Source organism: Kitasatospora sp. NPDC059795, from assembly GCF_042732175.1.
Lineage (GTDB): Bacteria > Actinomycetota > Actinomycetes > Streptomycetales > Streptomycetaceae > Kitasatospora.
Genome location: NZ_JBHWID010000003.1, coordinates 32,538 through 50,970, shown reverse-complemented (window position 1 = coordinate 50,970; position 18,433 = coordinate 32,538). Strand labels below are relative to the sequence as shown.

15 protein-coding genes are annotated in these 18,433 nt (G+C 73.7%); 6 read left to right on the top strand and 9 right to left on the bottom strand.

The genetic code is table 11. From position 1 onward, the window contains the following. Positions 1–12 precede the first annotated feature (12 nt). Positions 13–1,161, bottom strand: coding sequence for an acyl-CoA dehydrogenase family protein (locus ACFV4P_RS07360; RefSeq protein ID WP_380468268.1), 1,149 nt, complete (start codon positions 1,159–1,161; stop codon positions 13–15). A 152-nt stretch (positions 1,162–1,313) separates the two neighbouring features. Here ACFV4P_RS07360 and ACFV4P_RS07355 point away from each other — a divergent pair, with 152 nt between their 5' ends. The 3 genes from ACFV4P_RS07355 to ACFV4P_RS07345 all read left to right on the top strand — a co-directional run bounded on the left by ACFV4P_RS07355 (position 1,314) and on the right by ACFV4P_RS07345 (position 3,535). After that, positions 1,314–1,952 carry a TetR/AcrR family transcriptional regulator gene (locus ACFV4P_RS07355; RefSeq protein WP_073808799.1) on the top strand — a complete coding sequence of 213 codons (639 nt, stop codon included), beginning with the start codon at positions 1,314–1,316 and terminating at the stop codon, positions 1,950–1,952. Positions 1,953–2,006: 54 nt separating this feature from the next. Beyond that, the gene (locus ACFV4P_RS07350) at positions 2,007–2,750 is read left to right on the top strand and encodes a hypothetical protein (protein WP_380468266.1); all 744 of its coding nucleotides are present in this window, start codon (positions 2,007–2,009) and stop codon (positions 2,748–2,750) included. A gap of 278 nt (positions 2,751–3,028) precedes the next feature. Next, entirely contained in the window at positions 3,029–3,535 is a 507-nt protein-coding gene (locus tag ACFV4P_RS07345) for a DUF3592 domain-containing protein (protein WP_380468264.1), read from the top strand. Between the two features lie 120 nt (positions 3,536–3,655). Here ACFV4P_RS07345 and ACFV4P_RS07340 read toward each other — a convergent pair whose 3' ends face one another. From ACFV4P_RS07340 to ACFV4P_RS07305, 8 genes are all read right to left on the bottom strand, one after another. Then, positions 3,656–4,870, bottom strand: a complete 1,215-nt coding sequence (locus ACFV4P_RS07340; RefSeq protein ID WP_380468262.1) for a phosphotransferase — start codon at positions 4,868–4,870, stop codon at positions 3,656–3,658. Positions 4,871–4,942: 72 nt separating this feature from the next. Next, the gene (gene egtD / locus ACFV4P_RS07335) at positions 4,943–5,932 is read right to left on the bottom strand and encodes an L-histidine N(alpha)-methyltransferase (protein ID WP_380468260.1); all 990 of its coding nucleotides are present in this window, start codon (positions 5,930–5,932) and stop codon (positions 4,943–4,945) included. Further along, positions 5,929–6,705, bottom strand: coding sequence for an ergothioneine biosynthesis protein EgtC (gene egtC / locus ACFV4P_RS07330; RefSeq protein WP_380468258.1), 777 nt, complete (start codon positions 6,703–6,705; stop codon positions 5,929–5,931). The genes egtD and egtC overlap by 4 nt, the downstream gene beginning before the upstream one ends. Then, the gene (gene egtB / locus ACFV4P_RS07325; protein WP_380468256.1) at positions 6,705–8,033 is read right to left on the bottom strand and encodes an ergothioneine biosynthesis protein EgtB; all 1,329 of its coding nucleotides are present in this window, start codon (positions 8,031–8,033) and stop codon (positions 6,705–6,707) included. Before egtB ends, egtC begins: the two co-directional genes overlap by 1 nt. Further along, a complete protein-coding gene (egtA, locus tag ACFV4P_RS07320) occupies positions 8,027–9,301 on the bottom strand; it encodes an ergothioneine biosynthesis glutamate--cysteine ligase EgtA (protein WP_380468254.1) in 1,275 nt (424 codons plus the stop codon). The genes egtB and egtA overlap by 7 nt, the downstream gene beginning before the upstream one ends. A 260-nt stretch (positions 9,302–9,561) precedes the next feature. After that, on the bottom strand, positions 9,562–10,137 hold the full coding sequence (locus ACFV4P_RS07315; RefSeq protein ID WP_380468252.1) for a HEAT repeat domain-containing protein: 576 nt from the start codon (positions 10,135–10,137) through the stop codon (positions 9,562–9,564). 158 nt (positions 10,138–10,295) lie between these two features. After that, positions 10,296–11,360, bottom strand: coding sequence for an S-adenosylmethionine:tRNA ribosyltransferase-isomerase (locus tag ACFV4P_RS07310; protein ID WP_380468250.1), 1,065 nt, complete (start codon positions 11,358–11,360; stop codon positions 10,296–10,298). 129 nt (positions 11,361–11,489) lie between these two features. Then, positions 11,490–12,671 carry a winged helix DNA-binding domain-containing protein gene (locus tag ACFV4P_RS07305; protein WP_380468248.1) on the bottom strand — a complete coding sequence of 394 codons (1,182 nt, stop codon included), beginning with the start codon at positions 12,669–12,671 and terminating at the stop codon, positions 11,490–11,492. Between the two features lie 363 nt (positions 12,672–13,034). Between ACFV4P_RS07305 and ACFV4P_RS07300 the strand changes: the two genes are divergently transcribed. The 3 genes from ACFV4P_RS07300 to ACFV4P_RS07290 all read left to right on the top strand — a co-directional run bounded on the left by ACFV4P_RS07300 (position 13,035) and on the right by ACFV4P_RS07290 (position 18,398). Beyond that, positions 13,035–15,005: a glycoside hydrolase family 6 protein gene (locus tag ACFV4P_RS07300; protein WP_380468246.1), complete on the top strand. Its 1,971-nt coding sequence runs from the start codon at positions 13,035–13,037 to the stop codon at positions 15,003–15,005. 271 nt (positions 15,006–15,276) lie between these two features. Next, positions 15,277–16,083, top strand: a complete 807-nt coding sequence (locus tag ACFV4P_RS07295; protein WP_380468244.1) for an SAM-dependent methyltransferase — start codon at positions 15,277–15,279, stop codon at positions 16,081–16,083. Then, complete coding sequence (locus tag ACFV4P_RS07290) at positions 16,080–18,398, top strand: putative bifunctional diguanylate cyclase/phosphodiesterase (RefSeq protein WP_380468242.1); 2,319 nt, start codon at positions 16,080–16,082, stop codon at positions 18,396–18,398. Before ACFV4P_RS07295 ends, ACFV4P_RS07290 begins: the two co-directional genes overlap by 4 nt. Positions 18,399–18,433: the final 35 nt, after the last annotated feature.

Sequence of the window (18,433 nt, the reverse complement as noted above, 5' to 3'; positions counted from 1 at the left end):
GGGCGGACGGCGTCAGAAGGCGTTGACCCCGGTCAGGGAACGCCCGATGAGCAGCTTGTGGATCTGGCTGGTGCCCTCGTACAGCGTCATCACGCGGGCGTCGCGCAGATACTTGCCGACCGGGTACTCGTCGATGAAGCCGTACCCGCCGAACACCTGCAGCGCATTGTTCGCCGACCGCACCGCCGCCTCGCTCGCGAACAGCTTCGCCACCGAGGACTCGGTGGCGAACGGCAGCCCGCGGTCGATCAGGTCGGCCACCCGCCAGGTCAGCAGCCGGGCCGCGTCCACGTCCACCGCGATGTCCGCCAGCAGCTCCTGCACCAACTGGTGCTGCGCGATGGGCTTTCCGAACTGCTCGCGCTCGCCGGCGTACCGCACCGCCGCCTCCAACGCGGCCCGGGCGATGCCGACGCAGCCCGCCGCCACCGACATCCGGCCCTTGGCGAGCGCCGCCATCGCCACCGTGAAGCCCTTGCCCTCCGCGCCGAGCCGCGCCGAGTCCGGCACCCGCACGGAGTCGAAGGACAACTCGGCCGTGGCCTGGCCGCGCAGGCCCAACTTGCCGTGAACGAGCGTGCGGGTGAAGCCGGGTGTGTCGGTGGGCACCAGGAAAGCGCTTACCCCCCGGTGTCCGGGCTCACCCGTCCGGGCGAACACCAGCGCCACATCCGCCCACGTCCCGTTGGTGATGAACATCTTCGTGCCCGAGATCAGCCAGTCCCCGCCGTCCCGCACCGCCCGGGTGGTCAGGTTCGCCGCGTCCGAACCCGTGCCGGGCTCGGTCAGCGCGAAACACGCCAACGCCTCACCCGCACACAGCCGCGGCAGCCAGCGCCGCTTCTGCTCCGCCGTGCCGAACGCGTGGATCGACTTGCCGACCAGCCCCAGCGAGACCGACACCACCCCGCGCACCGAGGAGTCGCCGCGCCCGAGCTCCTCCAGCACCAGGCAGTACGCCAGGTGGTCACCGCCGCTGCCGCCGTACTCCTCCGGCAGGGTCAGGCCCAGGAAACCCAGGTCGCCGAGCTTCTTCACGATCCCCAGGTCGATCGACTCCGCCCGGTCCCACTCGGCGGCGAACGGCACGATCTCCCGATCGGCGAACCCCGCCGCCAACTCCCGGACGGCGGCCTGCTCCTCGGTCAGCTCCAAGTCCACGCGACGACCCCTCGACCACTCGGACGACTCGAATAAACTAGCGGTGCAAGTTTTACGGCGACTGTAGCCCGCCCCCGCCCCGCACGGAAGAGGCCGCCTGCGAGAATGGGCCGCCCGCACCACCCACCGGCCCACGACCCCAGGAGGCGGAGATCGCCCGACCCCGCACCCCCCTGCTCAACCGGGACCGGATCGTCACCGCCGCACTCGCCCTGGTCGACACCGAGGGCCTGCCCGCCCTCTCCACCCGCCGCCTGGCCGCCGAACTCTCCGTCAGCGGACCGTCCCTCTACAACCACTTCGCCACCAAGGACGAACTCCTGGACGCCGTGGTCGACAGTGTGATGGGCGAGGTCGACCTCGCCATGTTCGACGCGCCGGACGACTGGCGCACCGCCCTGCACGACTGGGCCCGCTCCTACCGCGCCGCCCTCGTCGCCCACCCCCACCTCGTCCCCGTCCTCGCCCAGGGCCCCGGCCGGCGCCCCCACGCGCTGCGCCTCGCCGACGCCGTCTTCGGCTGCCTGGTCGCCGCCGGCTGGCCCCGCGGCCAGGCCACCCGGATCGGCGCCCTGATGCGCTACTTCATCACCGGCTCCGCCCTCGGCTCCTTCGCCGCCGGCTTCCCCGAGGACGCCGCCCTCTACACCGCCGACTACCCCCACCTCGGCGACGCCCACCGCCTCGCCGAACACCGCCGCACCATCGACCAAGGCGCATTCGACACCGGCCTCGAAGCCCTCCTCGACGGCCTCGAACTCCGCTACCGGCAGCTGCGCCGGGAAGACTGACCGGCCCGCGAAAAACCCGTTCGCGCACCGCAACACCCGTGCTGTACTTGCCCGATGAGCGACAACGACGGCCGGATGCGGCTGCGCCTGACCAGCCACCGGGTCGGCGACGAGGGGCACCGGCTCAACCGGGTGCTGAGCAGCGGCCCCATGCTCCGCAACACCTTCCTCCACCCGCCCAGGGTGCACGTCGGGTACCTGCTCGCCCCCCGCGCCGACCTGCTCCGCCTCGGCGCACTGTTCCGGATCGCCGCCACCGGCCCGCACACCGCCGTGCACGTCCCGGCCCCACCGAGCACCCCGCCGGACGCCCCACCGAGCACCCCGCCGCGGCTCTCCGACGGCCCCGACAACCCGGCGCTGCCCCTGCTGATCGCCCGCGAGGACACCGGCCTGCGCCCCTCCGACTGGCCCGCCCTCCGCCGACGCATGCACCGCACCGCCACCCCCCTCACGGCGACCGCCCCCGCACCCCGCCCGCACGAACGCCCCGAGGACGTCCACCGCCGCTGCGCCCACCGCCCCGCCCGGTTCACCGAGCACGCCGGCACGGTGGTCGTCACCGCCCGCGCCGAACTCCTCTTCTGGATCGGCGACCTGCTCACCGCCGCCGGCCGGGCCGTCGCCACGGACCGGGAGATCCACCGCCGCGGCGAGTCCTACTTCACCGACCTGGTCGGCCTCTTCGAGCCGCGCTACACCGAACACCCGATGCACGCGCTCTGCGTCGTCGCCGTCGACCCGATCTTCCACAAGTCCCGCTGGCACAAGCACCGCAGGCCCGCCACCGCCCGCTGACCCGGCGCCACCGCCATCGCCCGCCGACCCGGCACCGCCACCGCCCGCTGACCCGGCGCCACCGCCATCGCCCGCCGACCCGGCACCGTCACCGCCCGCTGACCCGGCGCCACCGCCATCGCACGCCGACCGGGCACCGTCACCACCCTGGTCCGCGACGACCGCGCGCTGCGGGCCGACCGGGCCGGCATCACGGTCCTGACCAGCCGAGATACAGGCTGGTGGCCGCGTGTTCGGCTGCCCTATGATGCGGCGCACCGCACGGCACCAGGGGGCCCATGAACGACGCCGGACAGACTTTCGGCACTTTCGGCACCATATTCGGCATCGTCTTCGCACTGATCGGCCTGCTGTTCGCCGCCCTCGGCGCGGGCGTCGTCGTGATCGTCCTCAAGCGCGCCACCCGCCGCAGGCGCGTCCGCACCTCCGGGCTCGTCGCCGAGGCCGAGGTGCTGGGCGCCCAACTCACCAGGGACGCGGCAGGCGTCCGCGCCCCCCGCAACGCCGTCCTCGGCTTCCGCACCGCCGACGGCCAGGACGTCCGCATCCGCGACACCTCCGGCAACCCCCGGTTCGTGGGCGACCGCGTCACCGTCCGCTACCTGCCCGCCCACCCGCGCGAGGCGCTGCCCACCGACGCGGTGGACAGCCCCGGCCGCCGCATCGTGATCGGCCTCGCCGTCGCGTTCTTCACGGTCTTCGCGCTGACCGGCCTGGGCTTCGCCGCCGTGGGCATCGGCTTCGCCGTCGTCGCCCAGCACATGCCGACCGACGAACAGCCCTGACGCCCCGCCGCCGGCCGCCCCGCGCATCGCTGCGCGCGGCGTCCGGGGCGGCGTCCGGGCACACCGCCGACCCGCACACCGCCGACCCGCGGACTGCCGACCCGCCTACCGCCAACTCGCCTACCGCACCGGCACCTTGCGCAGCGCGCGGCGCAGCGAGGCGACCGGGTCGCCCTCGTGGTACGGGCGCTCGCTGGGCTCGATGCCGTCCAGGAACTCCTGGTAGCGCACCGCGTAGTGGAGGTGCATCAGCGTGGCGGCCGGGGCCAGCGCGCGCAGCGGGTCGCTGCCCGGGACGAGGGCCTGCCAGGCCGCGGCCCAGCGGGCCCGGACGGTGGCGGCGCGCTCGGGAGAGAGGAACGGGTCGGGACGCAGGCCGTCCAGGGCCGGGTGGCTCCAGACCGCGTCGGAGAAGTCCAGCAGCACCCCGCGCTCACCGTCCCAGCGCCAGTTGCCCGGGTGGCAGTCGCCGTGCACCAGCGTCAACGGCAGCCCGCAGTCCGCGAGTTCGTCCACCAGCGCGGGCAGCAGCCCGCCCAGCGCGACGGCCTGCTCCTGCTCCTCGGCGGTCAGCTCGGGCCGCAGGCGCTCCAGCAGCGCCGGGTACAGCGCCGCCAACGCCGCCGGCGAACGGTCCGTCAACCCGTCCGGCCCGTCCGCGGCGACGGCCGCCTGCACGGCCGCCCAGCGGTCGACGACGCCCAGCATGCCGTCCTCCGGCAGCCCCCAGCAGTCCACGCCCGGCACGTCGTCCAGCAGCATCCGCCGCCCGTCCGCGGCCAGCACCTGCGGCACCAGCTCCGGATCGGCCTTCGCCACCCGGGCGATCACCTCGGCCTCGGCCACCGCGAACGGCGGGGTGCTCTTCAGCCAGGCCGCGCCCGCGCCGGTCGGGAACCTGGTCAGCGCCGACAGGTTCCAGCTGCGCACCTGCTCCGCCGGGCCGGTAAGCGGCCGCCCCAACGCCGCCAACTCACCTTCCGCCCAATCCCATTCGGCCCGCAGCCCGTCCTCCGACGCCCACGCCAGCCGCAACGGGTGCCCGTCCAGGGCGACGCCCGGTGCAACGTCCGGCGCCTCGGCCAGCGGCCGGGTCGGGCGCTCCAGGGCCTGCGCCAGGTACACCACGTCGCCGCCGCTGCCGGTCTCGCCGCCGTCGACGGAGAGCATCCGCAGCAGCGCCACCGGCGCCCCCGCGGCCTCCGATGCGGCGCGCACCACCTCCGCGATCTGCGCCCAGTACGGCGACGGGGGGGTGAAAGGGCCCACCGCGCCGAGGAGTTCGCTCTGCCATGCGATCAGGACGGTTGCCGTCCGTTGTTCAGTGTTCTGCACCCGGGCATTCTCCGGACGCGAAGGCCCGCCCGCCAGCGAATTTCCGCCGGCGGGCGGGCCGGGGTGCGCGGATCAGTCCGAGGCGTCCGACATCGGACGGGACAGCGACAGCCCGAACCGGTCCTCCCGGTCGGTCCACCAGTCGCTCAACCGGAGCCCGACGGCGAACAGTTCACGCTCCACCCGCTCCCGGCGGAACTTCGCCGACACCTCCGTGTACAGCTCCTCGCCCTCCTCGAAGTTGACCGCGAGGCCCAGCTCCCCGACCTTCACGCTCTGCGCCCGCAGCGAACGCAGCCGCATCTCGATCCACTCCTGCTCCGGATCCCAGAGCGCGACGTGCGCGAACTGCGCGGGGTCGAAGTCCGCGTCCAGCTCCCGGTTCAGCACCGACAGCAGGTTCCGGTTGAACGCCGCCGTCACCCCCGCCGCGTCGTCGTACGCGGCGACCAGCACCGCCGGGTCCTTCACCAGGTCCGTTCCCAGCAACAGGGCGTCACCGGGCAGCAGTTGGTCCCGCAGGCCGGACAGGAACGCCGCCCGCTCGGCCGGCACCAGGTTGCCCAGCGTGCCGCCGAGGAACACCACCAGCCGGGGGCCGCCGCCCTCCTCCGGCAGGACCGGGCCGGTGGTGAAGTCCGACAGCACCGCCGAGACCTCCAGGCCCGGGTACTCGGCGATCAGCGCCTTCGCCGCCGACTCCAGCGCGCTCTCGCTGACGTCGACCGGCACGTACCGCTCCAGCGTGCCGTGCGCGCGCAGCGCGTCCAGCAGCAGCCGGGTCTTCTCCGAGGAGCCCGAGCCGAGTTCGACCAGGGTGCGGGCCCCGGTCGCGGCCGCGATCTCCCCGGCCCGGGCGGTCAGGATCTCCCGCTCGGCCCGGGTCGGGTAGTACTCGGGCAGCCGGGTGATCTCCTCGAACAGCTCGGAGCCCCGGGCGTCGTAGAACCACTTCGGCGGCAGCCGTTTCGGCTGCCCGGTCAGACCGGAGCGGGCGTCCGCGCGCAGCGCGTGGTGCAGGTGGTCGGCGGGCAGCAGCCGGGTCAGCCGGTATCCGGTCACAGCGGGGCGTCCTCTCGGGTGCGCGGCCCGATCGGGGCCAGCGGGGTGAGCGCGCTGCCGGCCGCATCGGCCACCAGCAGGGTACGGTCGGGGACTTCGGACCAGTCCGGCCCGTCGTCGAACGGCTCGGAGGCCACCAGCAGCGAACCGTCCGCGTCGCGCCGCTGGAACAGCGTGTCGCCCCACGCGGTCGCCGCCACGCAACGCCCGTCGGTGGCCAGCAGGTTGATCCGCGAATCGGCCAACTCGGACGCCGCCAGGCAGACTTCGGCGAGCGCCTTGCCCAACTCGACGCCCGCGCGCAGCCGGTTCAGCACCACCGCCCACAGCAGCGCCGAATCGGTGCGCGCCTCCAGCTCCAACAGCTCACTGGTGGGCACGAGTTCGGCCAGCGGCTCGAAGGCGCCCGGCCAGCCCGGCAGGATGCCGTTGTGGCTGAACAGCCAGCGCCCGGCCGCGAACGGCGCCGCCGCCTGCGGGCCCGGCGCACAGCCCGGGGTCGCCGAGCGGACGGCGCCCAGGACGGCGTGCGAGCGCACCACCCGGGCCAGGTCCGCCAGGTCGCCGTCCGCCCAGATCGGCCCCTCGCGCCGGTAGCGGGCCGGCCGCTCGTCGCCCTCGGCGTACCAGCCCACCCCGTAGCCGTCCACGTTGACCGTGCCGTGCCGCTGCAGACGCGGCGCCCAGGACTGCCGCAGCGGGCCGAACGGCGGATCAAGCAGCACCGAGCGCAACGCCACCGACCGTCCCAGATAAGCGAAGTGACGGCACATCAGGCACCGGCCTCGCCCTCGGCGTCGCGGGCGGTGCGGAAACCGGAGAAGATCTGCCGCCGGATCGGGTAGTCCCAGTTGCGGAACGTGCCCCGGCAGGCGACCGGCGCGACCGCGAACGAGCCGCCGCGCAGCACCTTGTACTCGGGCCCGAAGAACACCTCCGAGTACTCCCGGTACGGCCACGCCCGGAAGCCCGGGTAGGCGGTGAAGTCGGAGGACGTCCACTCCCACACGTCACCGATCAACTGCCGTGCCCCGTAAGGTGATTCGCCCTCCGGGTAGGCGCCGACCGGGGCCGGGCGCAGGTGCCGCTGGCCGAGGTTGGCGTGCTCCGGGCCGGGCGGGCCGTCGCCCCACGGGAAGCGCCGGGAGCGGCCGGTCGCCGGGTCGTGCCGGGCCGCCTTCTCCCACTCCGCCTCGGTCGGCAGCCGCCGCCCCGCCCACCGGGCGTACGCGTCCGCCTCGTACCAACTGACGTGCAGCACCGGCTCGTTCGGCGGAACCGGCTCGACGTGGCCGAAGCGGCGGCGCAGCCACTGCCCGCCCTCCTGGGTCCAGAACAGCGGCGCCGTCAGGTCGGCGTCCATCCGGTGCCGCCAGCCGGCCGGCGTCCACCAGCGCGGCTCGCGGTAGCCGCCGTCGGCGATGAACGCCTGATAGGCGGCGTTGGAGACCGGCGCGGTGTCCAGCCGGAACGCCGGCAGGTCCACCCGGTGGGCGGGGCGCTCGTTGTCCAGCGCCCACGGCTCGGTGTCGGTGCCCATGGTGAACGGCCCGGCCGGGACGAGCACTTCGGGCGCGAGGACGCCCTCGGCGGCGGGCGGGGGAGGGGCGTCCAGCACCGCCGGGCCCTTGCGCAGCTGGTGGGTGATCAGCATCGTCTCGTCGTGCTGCTGCTCGTGCTGCGCGATCATCCCGAACGCGAACCCGGCGTCCAGCAGCGGCGCGCCCTCCAGCGGCGAGGCGGCCAGCAGGTCCAGCACCCGCCCGCGCACCTCGTGCGCGTACGCGCGGGCCTCGGCCGGCGGCAGCAGCGGCAGGCTGGGGCGCTCGGCCCGCGGGTGCTCGAACGCGTCGTAGAGCGGGTCGATCTCCGGATGCATCGGGTCGCGGCCGCCGACGTTGCGCAGCAGCCACAGCTCCTCCTGGTTGCCGATGTGCGCCAGGTCCCACACCAGCGGCGACATCAACGGCGAGTGCTGGGCGGCGAGTTCGGCGTCGTCCACGGCGCCGGTCAGCAGCCCGGTGCGCTCCCGGGCGGCCAGCAGCTCGGCGGCGATCAGCTCGCGCAGCACGGCGGGGTCGGTGCGGTCGGCGTTCAGCACGGGGCGTCCTCCTGCAACGCGGGCGCGGCGCCGGTGCGCAGCGCGGCCAACTGGTCGTCGGCGGGGCAGCGGCCCCGGGCCGGGTAGCGTTCGGCGAACTCCAACAGGGCGGGCCGGAGCCTGCCGTCGCGGCGGGCGAGGGCCCGTTCGGCGGCGGAGAAGCAGGCCAGCGCGGCCCGGCGCAGTTCGGCGTCCGCCATGCCGAGCGCGGCGGCGCGCCGCCACAGGCCCGAACGGGGCGCGCGGGTGCCCGCGTGACCGAGGCGCTCCAGCGCGTCCCGGGCCTCCTCGGCGGCGATCGGGTCGTCCATCAGCCCGGAGACCAGCGCCAGCGGCACCCGCCAGCCCTCGCCCGGCTGGGCGTCCATCATCCGCAGCTCCAGGTGGCCGCGCGGGCGGACCGGCGGGAACAGCGTGGTGCGGTGGTAGTCGAGGTCGGCGAGCGCGGCGCCGCGCTCGCCGCCGCCGCGCAGCCAGTCGCGGAACGTCAGCCCGGCGGGCGCGTCCCACGGCAGGCCCTCCGGGCGGCGCACGCACAGCACCGTCGCGTCCAGCACGTAGTGGGTCCACGCCTCGCGCGGGTCGCCCAGCGGCGGCGGGGCGAGCGTGCGGGTGGGGTCCATCCGGGACCAGACCAGCTGCCGGGTCGACTTCCAACCGGTCGGACGGCCTTCCAGCAGCGGCGAGTTGGCGAACGCGCCGACCAGCACCGGCCCCAGCAGGTGCGCCAGCTGCCAGCGGTCGCGGAACGTCGCCTCGGTGCCCGCGTCGACGCAGACCTGCACCGAGGCGGTGCCCGTCATCATGATCCGGCCCCACGGGCCGCCGCGGCCGAAGTGGCGTTCCATCGCCCGGTAGCGCGGGTGGGTGGCCTGCATCCGGCGCTCCCGGTCCAGCGGATCGGTGCCGCTGCCGGTCAGCCGCAGGCCCTCGGCGGCCAGTGCCGCCCGCAGTACCGCCTGGTCGGCGCTCAGACCCTCCGCGCAGGCGGCCGGGTCGGCGGCGGGCGGGGAGCTCAGCTCGACCTGTCCGCCGGGTTCGTACGTCAGCCGCGACCCGGCCGGGAACACCGGGCCGTCGGCCGACCCGGGCAGCACCGCCAACGCGGCCGCCACCCGGGCGGGATCCACCGGGGCGGTCGGACATCGCCCGTCATGGACGAACCACTCCGCCTCCACCCCGACCAGCGCCGGCGGCCCGATCTTGAAGCAGATGGCACCCAGGTGCCGTTCCGCCGACGCCTCGGACAACTCGGTCGGCGAGGTCACGCTCAGTGTCGAATCGGCCGGTCGATCGGCCTGCTGTGGACGTAAAGATGTCACCGGACTCACCATCCCTCGGTACGCGACTAGGGCCCGGTTGTTCCTGCTCAGTCTGCCCCCGGGCAAACCTTGACGCCGCCCGGCCCGCAGCGACACAGGTCAAGTGGGTGAGAGCGGCCCGGGGACGGCCCGGCGGCAGGGCGAAATCCGGCCGCGGGCGGCCGGATCCGGCCGGACCGAAAGCCGATTCGTGCACCAGTTCGATCTTACGCTCGGTGAGTGGCCCGGACGGCCGCCCGTCGCCGCGCCGGACGCGGCGCCGTCCGCCGGTGGACGGCCCCGCCGGGCACGAACCAGCCGGCCGTCTTGCGGACGGCGGGGCTCGGGTCCTGGGCGTGCGCCGCCTCCAGGGCGGCGACGGCGCGGGCATCGGTGTGGACGAACTTGCCGACGAGTTCGACGGCCCGCATCCGGACCTGCGGGTCCGGGTCGGAGGCCAGGTGGCGCAGCGCGGGCCCGAGCACCCGGCCGGCGCCGGGCGCACAGGCGTCGCCCTTGCAGCGGTCGCAGGCCAGGGCGTGGAACGCGGCGACCCGCACCTTGGCGTCGGGGTCGTCGGCCATGGCGACGAGCTGGTCCATCGAGTCGGTGTCGACGAGGTGGTCCAGCAGACGGCAGCAGCCCTCACGGACGGCTGCGCTCTCGTGGGACAGGCCGGCGCGGATCGCGCCCAGCGCGTCCTCCTTGCGTCGCAGCAGCTCCCAGTAGGCCGCCACGGCGCGCTGCGGGTCGCCCAGGTACGAAACCAGGGCTTCGTTGTCGGTCTTGACGAATCCGAGCATGGCTCCAGCATCGGGCCCCGCGGCAGCGCCCGGCAAAGGAATTTCGCCCCGCCCGGCGCAAGGAGGACGGCCGGCAGAAGCTACCCGATGACCACGCCGGCAGAAGCTACGCGACGAACACGCCGGCAGAAGCTGCGCGACGAACACGCCGGCGGCGGCTACACGATGAACATGCAGTCGCCGAACATGTCGAACTCGTACCCGCCCCGGTCGAGGATCTCGCCGTAGGACTTCATGACGAGGTCCTTCCCGGCGAACGCCGCCGTGAGCACGATGTGGCTGGAGCGCGGCCGGTGCAGGTTGGTCACCAGCGCGTCCACGATCTTGAACCGGAACCCCGGGTAGATGTAGAGGTCCGTCCACCCCGCCCGGGCCTGCACCGGAGTCCCCGGCTCCCGGTCGATCATCAGCGACTCCAGGGTCCGCATCACCGTCGTGCCGACCGCGACGATCCGCCGCCCCTCGGCCAGCGCCCGGTTGATCTGCGCGGCCGTCTCCGCCCCGACCTCGAAGTACTCGGAGCGCACCTTGTGGTTCTCGACGTCCTCCGCGCTGATGTGGCGCACCGCCAGCACCTCGGTGGCTCCCACGTGCAGCGTCAGATAGGCCAGCTCGACGCCCTTCTCCGCAATGCGGTCCAGCAATTCGCGCGAGAAATGCAGGCCCGCCGACGGAATCTCCAGCGAACCGGGCTTCCTGGCGTAGACCGAGCGGTACGCCTCGGGCTTCGACTTCCAGCTCTTCGGGTTGAGCGGAATCGTCTCGTCGAGCCGCCGCCCGTGCCGGTCGAGGGTCGGCATCAGCAACTCGGCGGGCTCGAACGAGACCTTCCAGAGCCGATCGGGCTGCGGCTCGACGACGGTACAGGAGAGCCGGTCGTCGTCGACCGAGGTCAGCGTGGTCCCCGGTTCCGGCGGCCGCGCCGTGTCGATCTTCACGATGTTCGCGCCGTCCGGCTCGTGGCCGTACACGGTGACGTCCACCGTCTCGTCGCCGTACCGGAACGCCAGCGTGTTCGACAGGATGTAGCTGTCGTTCAGCACCAGCAGATCACCGGCCCGCAGATGCCCCAGAATGGACGGGAAAGCGGTGTGCTCGATCGTTCCCGCCGAGCGGTCGAGCACGACCATCCGCTCGTTCCCGCGGCGCTTTCCGCGCAGTTCCACGGGGTCGGTCGGCATGTCCTTCGCGGTCTGCTTGAACTCGAATTCCCTGGTCTTCATCAGGTGGCCTTCCTCGTCGGTCGACGGTCGACGACAGGGCCGAACGGCCCCGTCCCGACGAGTGGACCCGAGCGGCAGGGCCGCCGCACCTTCGGACCTGCCGTTCGGACGACCCGGGCACGGGCCCGTTCAGGACGTGAGGCGGCGCTCCAACGGGGTGCGGAACCGCGGCGTGACCCGGGCGTCCGCGAGGACGCCGCGCAGCGCCGCCGCCTCGGCCCCGACGGCGTCCCGGGCGTCCCGGCCGGCGTCCTCCAGCAGCTCGAACACCACGTCGCCGTCCGGACGTTGGGCCCAGCCGCCGACCACGCGTCCGTTCCACCACACGGTCGGGCCGAGGTTGCCGGAGCGGTCGACCAGCTGCGGGCGGTGGGCGGGGGGCAGGTACCAGTCGCGGTGCTTCACGCCCATCACGGTCGGGTCCAGGGCCGGCAGCAGCGCCGCCCACGGGCCCGGAGCGGCGACCGGGTCGAGATCCCTGGGCAGCACGAACCCCGCCGCGCCGCCCGCGAGTTCGACCTCCACGGCGGCGCAGGCGGCCAGCGCCGCACGGACCTCGCGGACGCCCCAGCCGGTCCACCACACCAGGTCGTCCTCCGTCGCGGGGCCGTACCGCTCCAGCCAGCGCCGCGCCAACTCGCGCTGCGCATCGGCCCGTTCGGCGGCCGAGGGTGGGATCGGGGCGACCTGGCCGAGCGCCCAGCGGTGTTGGCTGCTGGTCCAACTCCCCACCGGGCGACGGCGCACGATGGCGCCCTCCATGCCGAGCAGCCGCAGCAGCCGCATCCCCACCGGCTGCGTGGCCTGGTACGTGGTGCCGACGCCGTAGTCGATCGTCTCCCGCAACTGCGGCACCAGCTCGCTCAGTCGGCTGCCGGTCAGCTCGGCCCCCGGGTCGGCCAGGGCGGCCCGGACGGCGTCCTCCACCCGCGCCGTCCACCCGGCGTCGCGCCCCGAGGCGGCGAAGTCCTTGAGCAGGCGGGCCCGTTCGCGGGCCACGGCCTTCGCGGTGGTGGAGGTGTACAGCGTCGGGGCGAGTGCGGCCGGGATCGCGAACAGCGTGCCGCGCATGCCGTGTCGGCGCAGTACCGTGCGGTCCTCGTACAGCGCCCGCTCGGTGTCGGCGATGCCGGGCGCGGCGAGCCGGGCCGAGACGGCGAGGAAGACCGTGGCGGGGTCGGTGGCGTGTACGGCCACCAGGTCGTCCACCACCTGCTCGGCCCGCTCCGCCCGGGCGCCCGGGGCGAGACGGTGCCGGAGGGCCAGCCGGGCGCGGCGCCGGTCGTCGTCGAACTGCGGTCGGGCGGGCACGCGTTCCTCCTCGGACTCAAGGGACGCCCCAGCCTGCCACGGCGCACCGCCGGCCGCCGGGAGCGCACGCAGTGTGAAAGTTTCGCCCGGGTGACCGGCCTCCTTCCGGGGTACCACCGAAGGGGCGTCGCCCCGGGTGGCAGGGCCGTGAACTGCGCGGCCGGACGGCCGGGTTCCGCCCACCGTGACGGGAGCGCTCCCACGGGTTCTGTGCAAGTTCTTGACGCGCCCCAGAGGTCATGGCTTCATATCGGTTGTTCCCAGGCCGAGTTCGACTCTGCCCGGGGCCAAACTTGGGAGCGCTCCCACCTGTTGGGTGCCTTCCGTCGAGTCCGTCCCCCACCCGAAAGGACTCCCTTCACTGTGTCGGCCAACCTGACGCGCCGTCTTCGGACGGCGGCCGCGGCCGTGGCGCTCGGCGCCGCGACCGTGCTGCCGATTGCCGCGGCGACCACCGCCGCCCATGCCGCTGCGACTGCCCGCGTGGACAACCCGTTCGTCGGAGCCGGGGTGTACGTGAACCCCGAATGGGCGGCGCACGCCGCCGCCGAGCCGGGCGGTTCGGCGGTCTCCACCCAGCCCACCGCCGTCTGGATGGACCGCATCGCGGCCATCGCCGGCGGCGGCGGGGTGATGGGCCTGCGCGACCACCTGAACGCCGCGGTGCAGCAGGCCGCCGGCAAGCCGTACGTGTTCCAGGTCGTCATCTACGACCTGCCGGGCCGCGACTGCGCCGCGCTGGCCTCCAACGGCGAGCTCGGCCCGACCGATCTGCCGCGCTACAAGAGCGAGTTCATCGACCCGATCGCCGCGATCCTGGCCGACCCGGCCTACGCGAACCTGCGGATCGTCACCACGGTCGAGCTCGACTCGCTGCCGAACCTGACCACCAACGCGGGCGGCACCGCCACCGCCACCCCGGCCTGCGACACCATGAAGGCCAACGGCAACTACGTCAACGGCGTGGGCTACGCGCTGGCCAAGCTCGGCGCGATCTCGAACGTCTACAACTACGTGGACGCGGGCCACCACGGCTGGCTGGGCTGGGACTCCAACATGCAGCCGGCCATCGACGTGGTCAAGCAGGCCGCCCAGGCCTCCGGCTCGACCGTCAACAACGTTCAGGGCTTCGTCGTCAACACCGCCAACTACGGCGCGCTGCACGAGCCCAACTTCACCGTCGGCGACACGGTGAACGGCACCACGGTCCGCCAGTCCAAGTGGGTCGACTGGAACCAGTACGTCGACGAGGCAACCTTCGCCAAGGCGTGGCGCACCAAGGCGATCGCCTCCGGGTTCAACTCGAACATCGGCATGCTGATCGACACCTCCCGCAACGGCTGGGGCGGCGCGAACCGCCCGGCCGGCCCGGGCCCGAAGACCACCGTGGACGCCTACGTCGACGGCGGCCGCATCGACCGCCGCTTCCAGACCGGCAACTGGTGCAACCAGTCCGGCGCGGGCCTCGGCGAGCGCCCGAAGGCCGCCCCCGAGGACGGCATCGCCGCGTACGTGTGGATCAAGCCCCCGGGCGAGTCGGACGGCGCGAGCTCGGCCATCTCGAACGACGAGGGCAAGGGCTTCGACCGGATGTGCGACCCGACGTACACCGGCAACCCGCGCAACAACAACAACATGTCGGGCGCGCTGGCCAACGCCCCGCTGGCCGGCCACTGGTTCTCCTCGCAGTTCCAGGAGCTGCTGAAGAACGCCTACCCGGTGCTCGGCTCGTCCGGCGGCAGCGACACCACCGCGCCGACCGCGCCCACCGGCCTCGCCGCCACCACCACCGCCGGCAGCGTCGCGCTGACCTGGAGCGCCTCCACCGACAACGTCGGCGTCACCGGCTACGACGTGTACCGCGGCACCACCCTGGTCGGCTCCACCGCCGGCACCTCCTACACCGACACCGGCCTGAGCGCCTCGACGGCGTACTCGTACACCGTCAAGGCACGTGACGCGGCGGGCAACGTCTCCGCGGCGTCCGCGGCCCTGGTCGCCACCACCCAGGCGTCCGGCGGTGGCGGCAGCGCCGGCTGCACCGCCACCTACAAGGTCAGCAGCGACTGGGGCGCGGGCTTCAACGCCGACGTCACCGTCACCGCCGGCAACGCGGCGATCAAGACCTGGAAGGTCACCTGGAACTTCGGCGGCAACCAGCAGATCACCAACCTGTGGAACGGCCAGCTCGGCCAGTCCGGCCAGGCCGTGACCGTCACCAACGCCGCCTACAACGGCGCCCTGGGCGCCGGCGCCGCCACCGCCTTCGGCTTCGGCGCCAACTACTCCGGCACCAACGCCCTGCCCACCCTCAGCTGCAGCGCCACCGGCTGACGCCGCACCCGCCCCACCACGGCCGCCGCCCCTCCGCAGACCCTGCGGGCGGGCGGCGGCCCCACTTCCCCGCGATGTCGCGCGACTCCGCCCGCGTCGTCGCCCGACTCCGCCCGCGTCGTCGCCCGACTTCGTCCGTGTCGTCACCCGACCGGCGCAGGCCCGTACGGCCCTCGGACGACGCGGCTTGCCGAGGGGATCGGAAGTATAGGAAGATCTTTATGTCCTGTTGCCATTTTTCGATCGATTGCCCGCCGGAAGGGGTGCCGTCATGGCGCGTCCGAACTGGGTGCCCGCAGGGACCGACCTCGACAAGCCCAACGCGGCCCGGGTCTACGACTATTACCTCGGCGGCTCGCACAACTTCGAGGTCGACCGGCGGATGGCACGCAAGGCGATGGAGCTCTGGCCCGACCTGCCGAAGATCATGCGGGCCAACCGGGCGTTCCTGCGCCGCGCCACCCAATACGTCGCCGCCGACGGCATCAGCCGCTACCTCGACATCGGCTCCGGCATCCCCACCTTCGGGGCCGTCCACGAGGTCGCCCGCGAGTACCGGCCCGACGCCCGCGTCGTCTACGTCGACCTGGACCCCGTCGCCGTCGCCCACAGCCGCCTGATCCTGGCCGACGACGACCTCTGCCAGGTCGTCGACGCCGACCTGCGCAACACCGACGACCTGCTCTCCCGCCCCGAGGTCGAGGACCTGCTCGCCCCCGGCGAACCCGTCGCCGTCATCCTCAACGCCGTGATGCACTTCGTCACCGACGACGACGAATCCGCGAAGATCCTCGCCAGGCTCCGCGAAGCCCTCCCCAGCGGCAGCGCCCTGATCCTCTCGCACGCCTCGCTGGAGGGCCGCCCCGACCAGGCCGGCTCCCACCAGGACCTCTACCGCGCCACCCCCACCCCGCTCACCATGCGCAGCCGCGAACAGATCACCGCCATGTTCGAGGGCTTCGACCTGGTCGAACCCGGCGTGGTCTACCTCCCCCAATGGCGCCCCGACGACGCCGACACAGTCGACCCGCACCCCGAGCGGATGACCGGAATGGCCGGCGTCGGACGCCTGTCATGACCGGGGCGGCTGCCCCGGACCACGGGTTCCGCACCGCCTGGGCCGCCATGCTCCGCACCGGACACGGCGCGGCGGTGCGCCCCGGCGTCCTCAACCCGCTGATCGCGCGGACCGCCGACCTGCTGCACCGCGCCGCCGAGGAGCACCCGTTCCGCCCCGAACTCGCCGGGCAGGTCGGCGCCCTGCTCATCGACAACCACTTCACCGACCCCCAACTGCTGTCCGACGCCGTCCAGTTGATCCAGACCCGGCCGGTCCCCGACGGGCGCGGACCGGCGCTGTCCGGCGCGTTCGCGGCCGGCTGGGCCGCCGCGCTGCGCGAACGCACCCTGCGCGAGCAGGAGGCGATCCGGCTGGCCGCCGACACCGCCCGCCAGGAGGTCGAACGGGCGCTTCGGGTCTCCGAGGCCCGCTTCCGCGCCCTGTTCGAGTCCTCGGCGATCGGCATCGGCATCGGCGACACCGACGGCAACATCCTCGCCGTCAACCGGGCCCTCGGCGAGATCTTCGGCGGCGGCCCCGAGGACATGCAGGGCGTCCGCGTCAACGACCTCATGCACCCCGAGGACACCCCCGGCGTGTGGGAGGCCTACGAGGAGCTGATCGGCGGCACACGCGAGTACTTCCAGTTCGACAAGCCGTACTACCGGCGCGACGGCGAAGTGGTCTGGACGCACCTGACCGTCTCGCTGATCCGCGACGACGACGGCTCCCCGCTGTACCAGGTCGCCATGCTGGAGGACGTCACCGACCGCTACCGGCTCCAGGAACGCCTGCGCCACCAGGCCACCCACGACCCGCTGACCGGCCTGCCCAACCGGGCCGCGTTCTTCGAACGGCTGGAGCGGCTCTTCGAATCGCCGGAGCCCGACGCCCGGTTCGGCCTGTGCTACGTCGACCTGGACGGCTTCAAGGTCGTCAACGACAGCCTCGGCCACGACATGGGCGACCAGCTGCTGACCGTGGTCGCCCGCCGGCTGGAGTCCGCGCTCAGCCCGCTCGGGCACATGGTGGCCCGGCTCGGCGGCGACGAGTTCGTCGTCCTGCTGGAGAACTGCCGCGGCGAACAGGAGGCCGTCGCCGCCGCCAAGACCGTGCTCGCGGCGCTCACCAGACCCGTGGTGATCGGCGACCACCGGCTCGCCGTCGGCGCCAGCGTCGGCGTGCTGGAACGCCGGATCTCCAGCACCACGCCCGGCGCGGCCGTCCGCGCCGCCGACCTGACGCTGTACCGCGCCAAGGAGGCCGGCCGCGGCCGCTGGACGCTGTTCGACCCCAAGGAGAACGCCCGCGCCGTCAGCCGCTACGCGGTCTCCGTGCGGATGCCCGCCGCCCTCGACCGCGGCGAGTTCTTCATCGACTACCAGCCGATGATCGACCTCTCCAGCGGCGCGATGACCGGCGTCGAGGCACTGGTGCGCTGGCGCGACCCGCAGTTGGGCGTGCTCAGCCCCGAGGAGTTCGTCGGCGTCGCCGAGGAGACCGGGCTGATCATGCCGCTCGGCCGCTGGGTGCTCGAACAGGCCTGCGAGCAGGCCGCCGACTGGGTCGCCCGGTTCGGCGACCGGGCGCCGAAGGTCAGCGTCAACCTCGCCGTCCGGCAGGCCCGCAACGCCGGACTCGTCGGCGACATCGACCGGATCCTGCGCAGCACCGGCCTCGACCCGTCCATGCTGCAGCTGGAGATCACCGAATCGACCGTGGTCGGCCCCGAGGACGAGGCCCTCAAGGCGCTGCACGCCCTGGTCGACATGGGCGTCTCGCTGGCCGTCGACGACTTCGGCACCGGCTGGTCCAACCTCGCCTACCTGCGCGACCTGCCGGTGTCCAACCTGAAGATCGCCGGCTCGTTCGTCGGCGACCTGCACGACCCCGCCAAGGACACCCACCTCGGCTGGCGGATCGTCAGCGGCCTGGTCTCGCTCGCCCACACCCTCGGCCTGTCCGTCACCGCCGAGGGCGTGGAGAGCCGCGCCGACGCCGAACGCCTGCGGCTGATGGGCTGCGACCTCGCCCAGGGCTGGCACTTCGGACGGCCGGTGCGGCCCGCCGAGATCGCCCGCCGGATCGCCGAGGGCGACCCGGACCGCACCGCCGAACTCCCGGCCGAGACCGGCCCCGGCGGCGTCGAACGCCGCCACGCACCGCTCGACGCCGCGCCCGCCGCCCGCCAACTGCCCGTTCCCGGGCAGGAGTTCGCGGACGAGCCGGAGATCGCGCCGAGCGCAGGCCCGGAGAGTGGGCCGGGCGCCGACCCGGAGGGCGCGCCGGGCACCGGCCCGGACGGCGCGCCGGGCGCCGACCGCGAGGCCTGAGCCCTCACGGCCCTTCGCGGCGCTTCAAGGCCCCT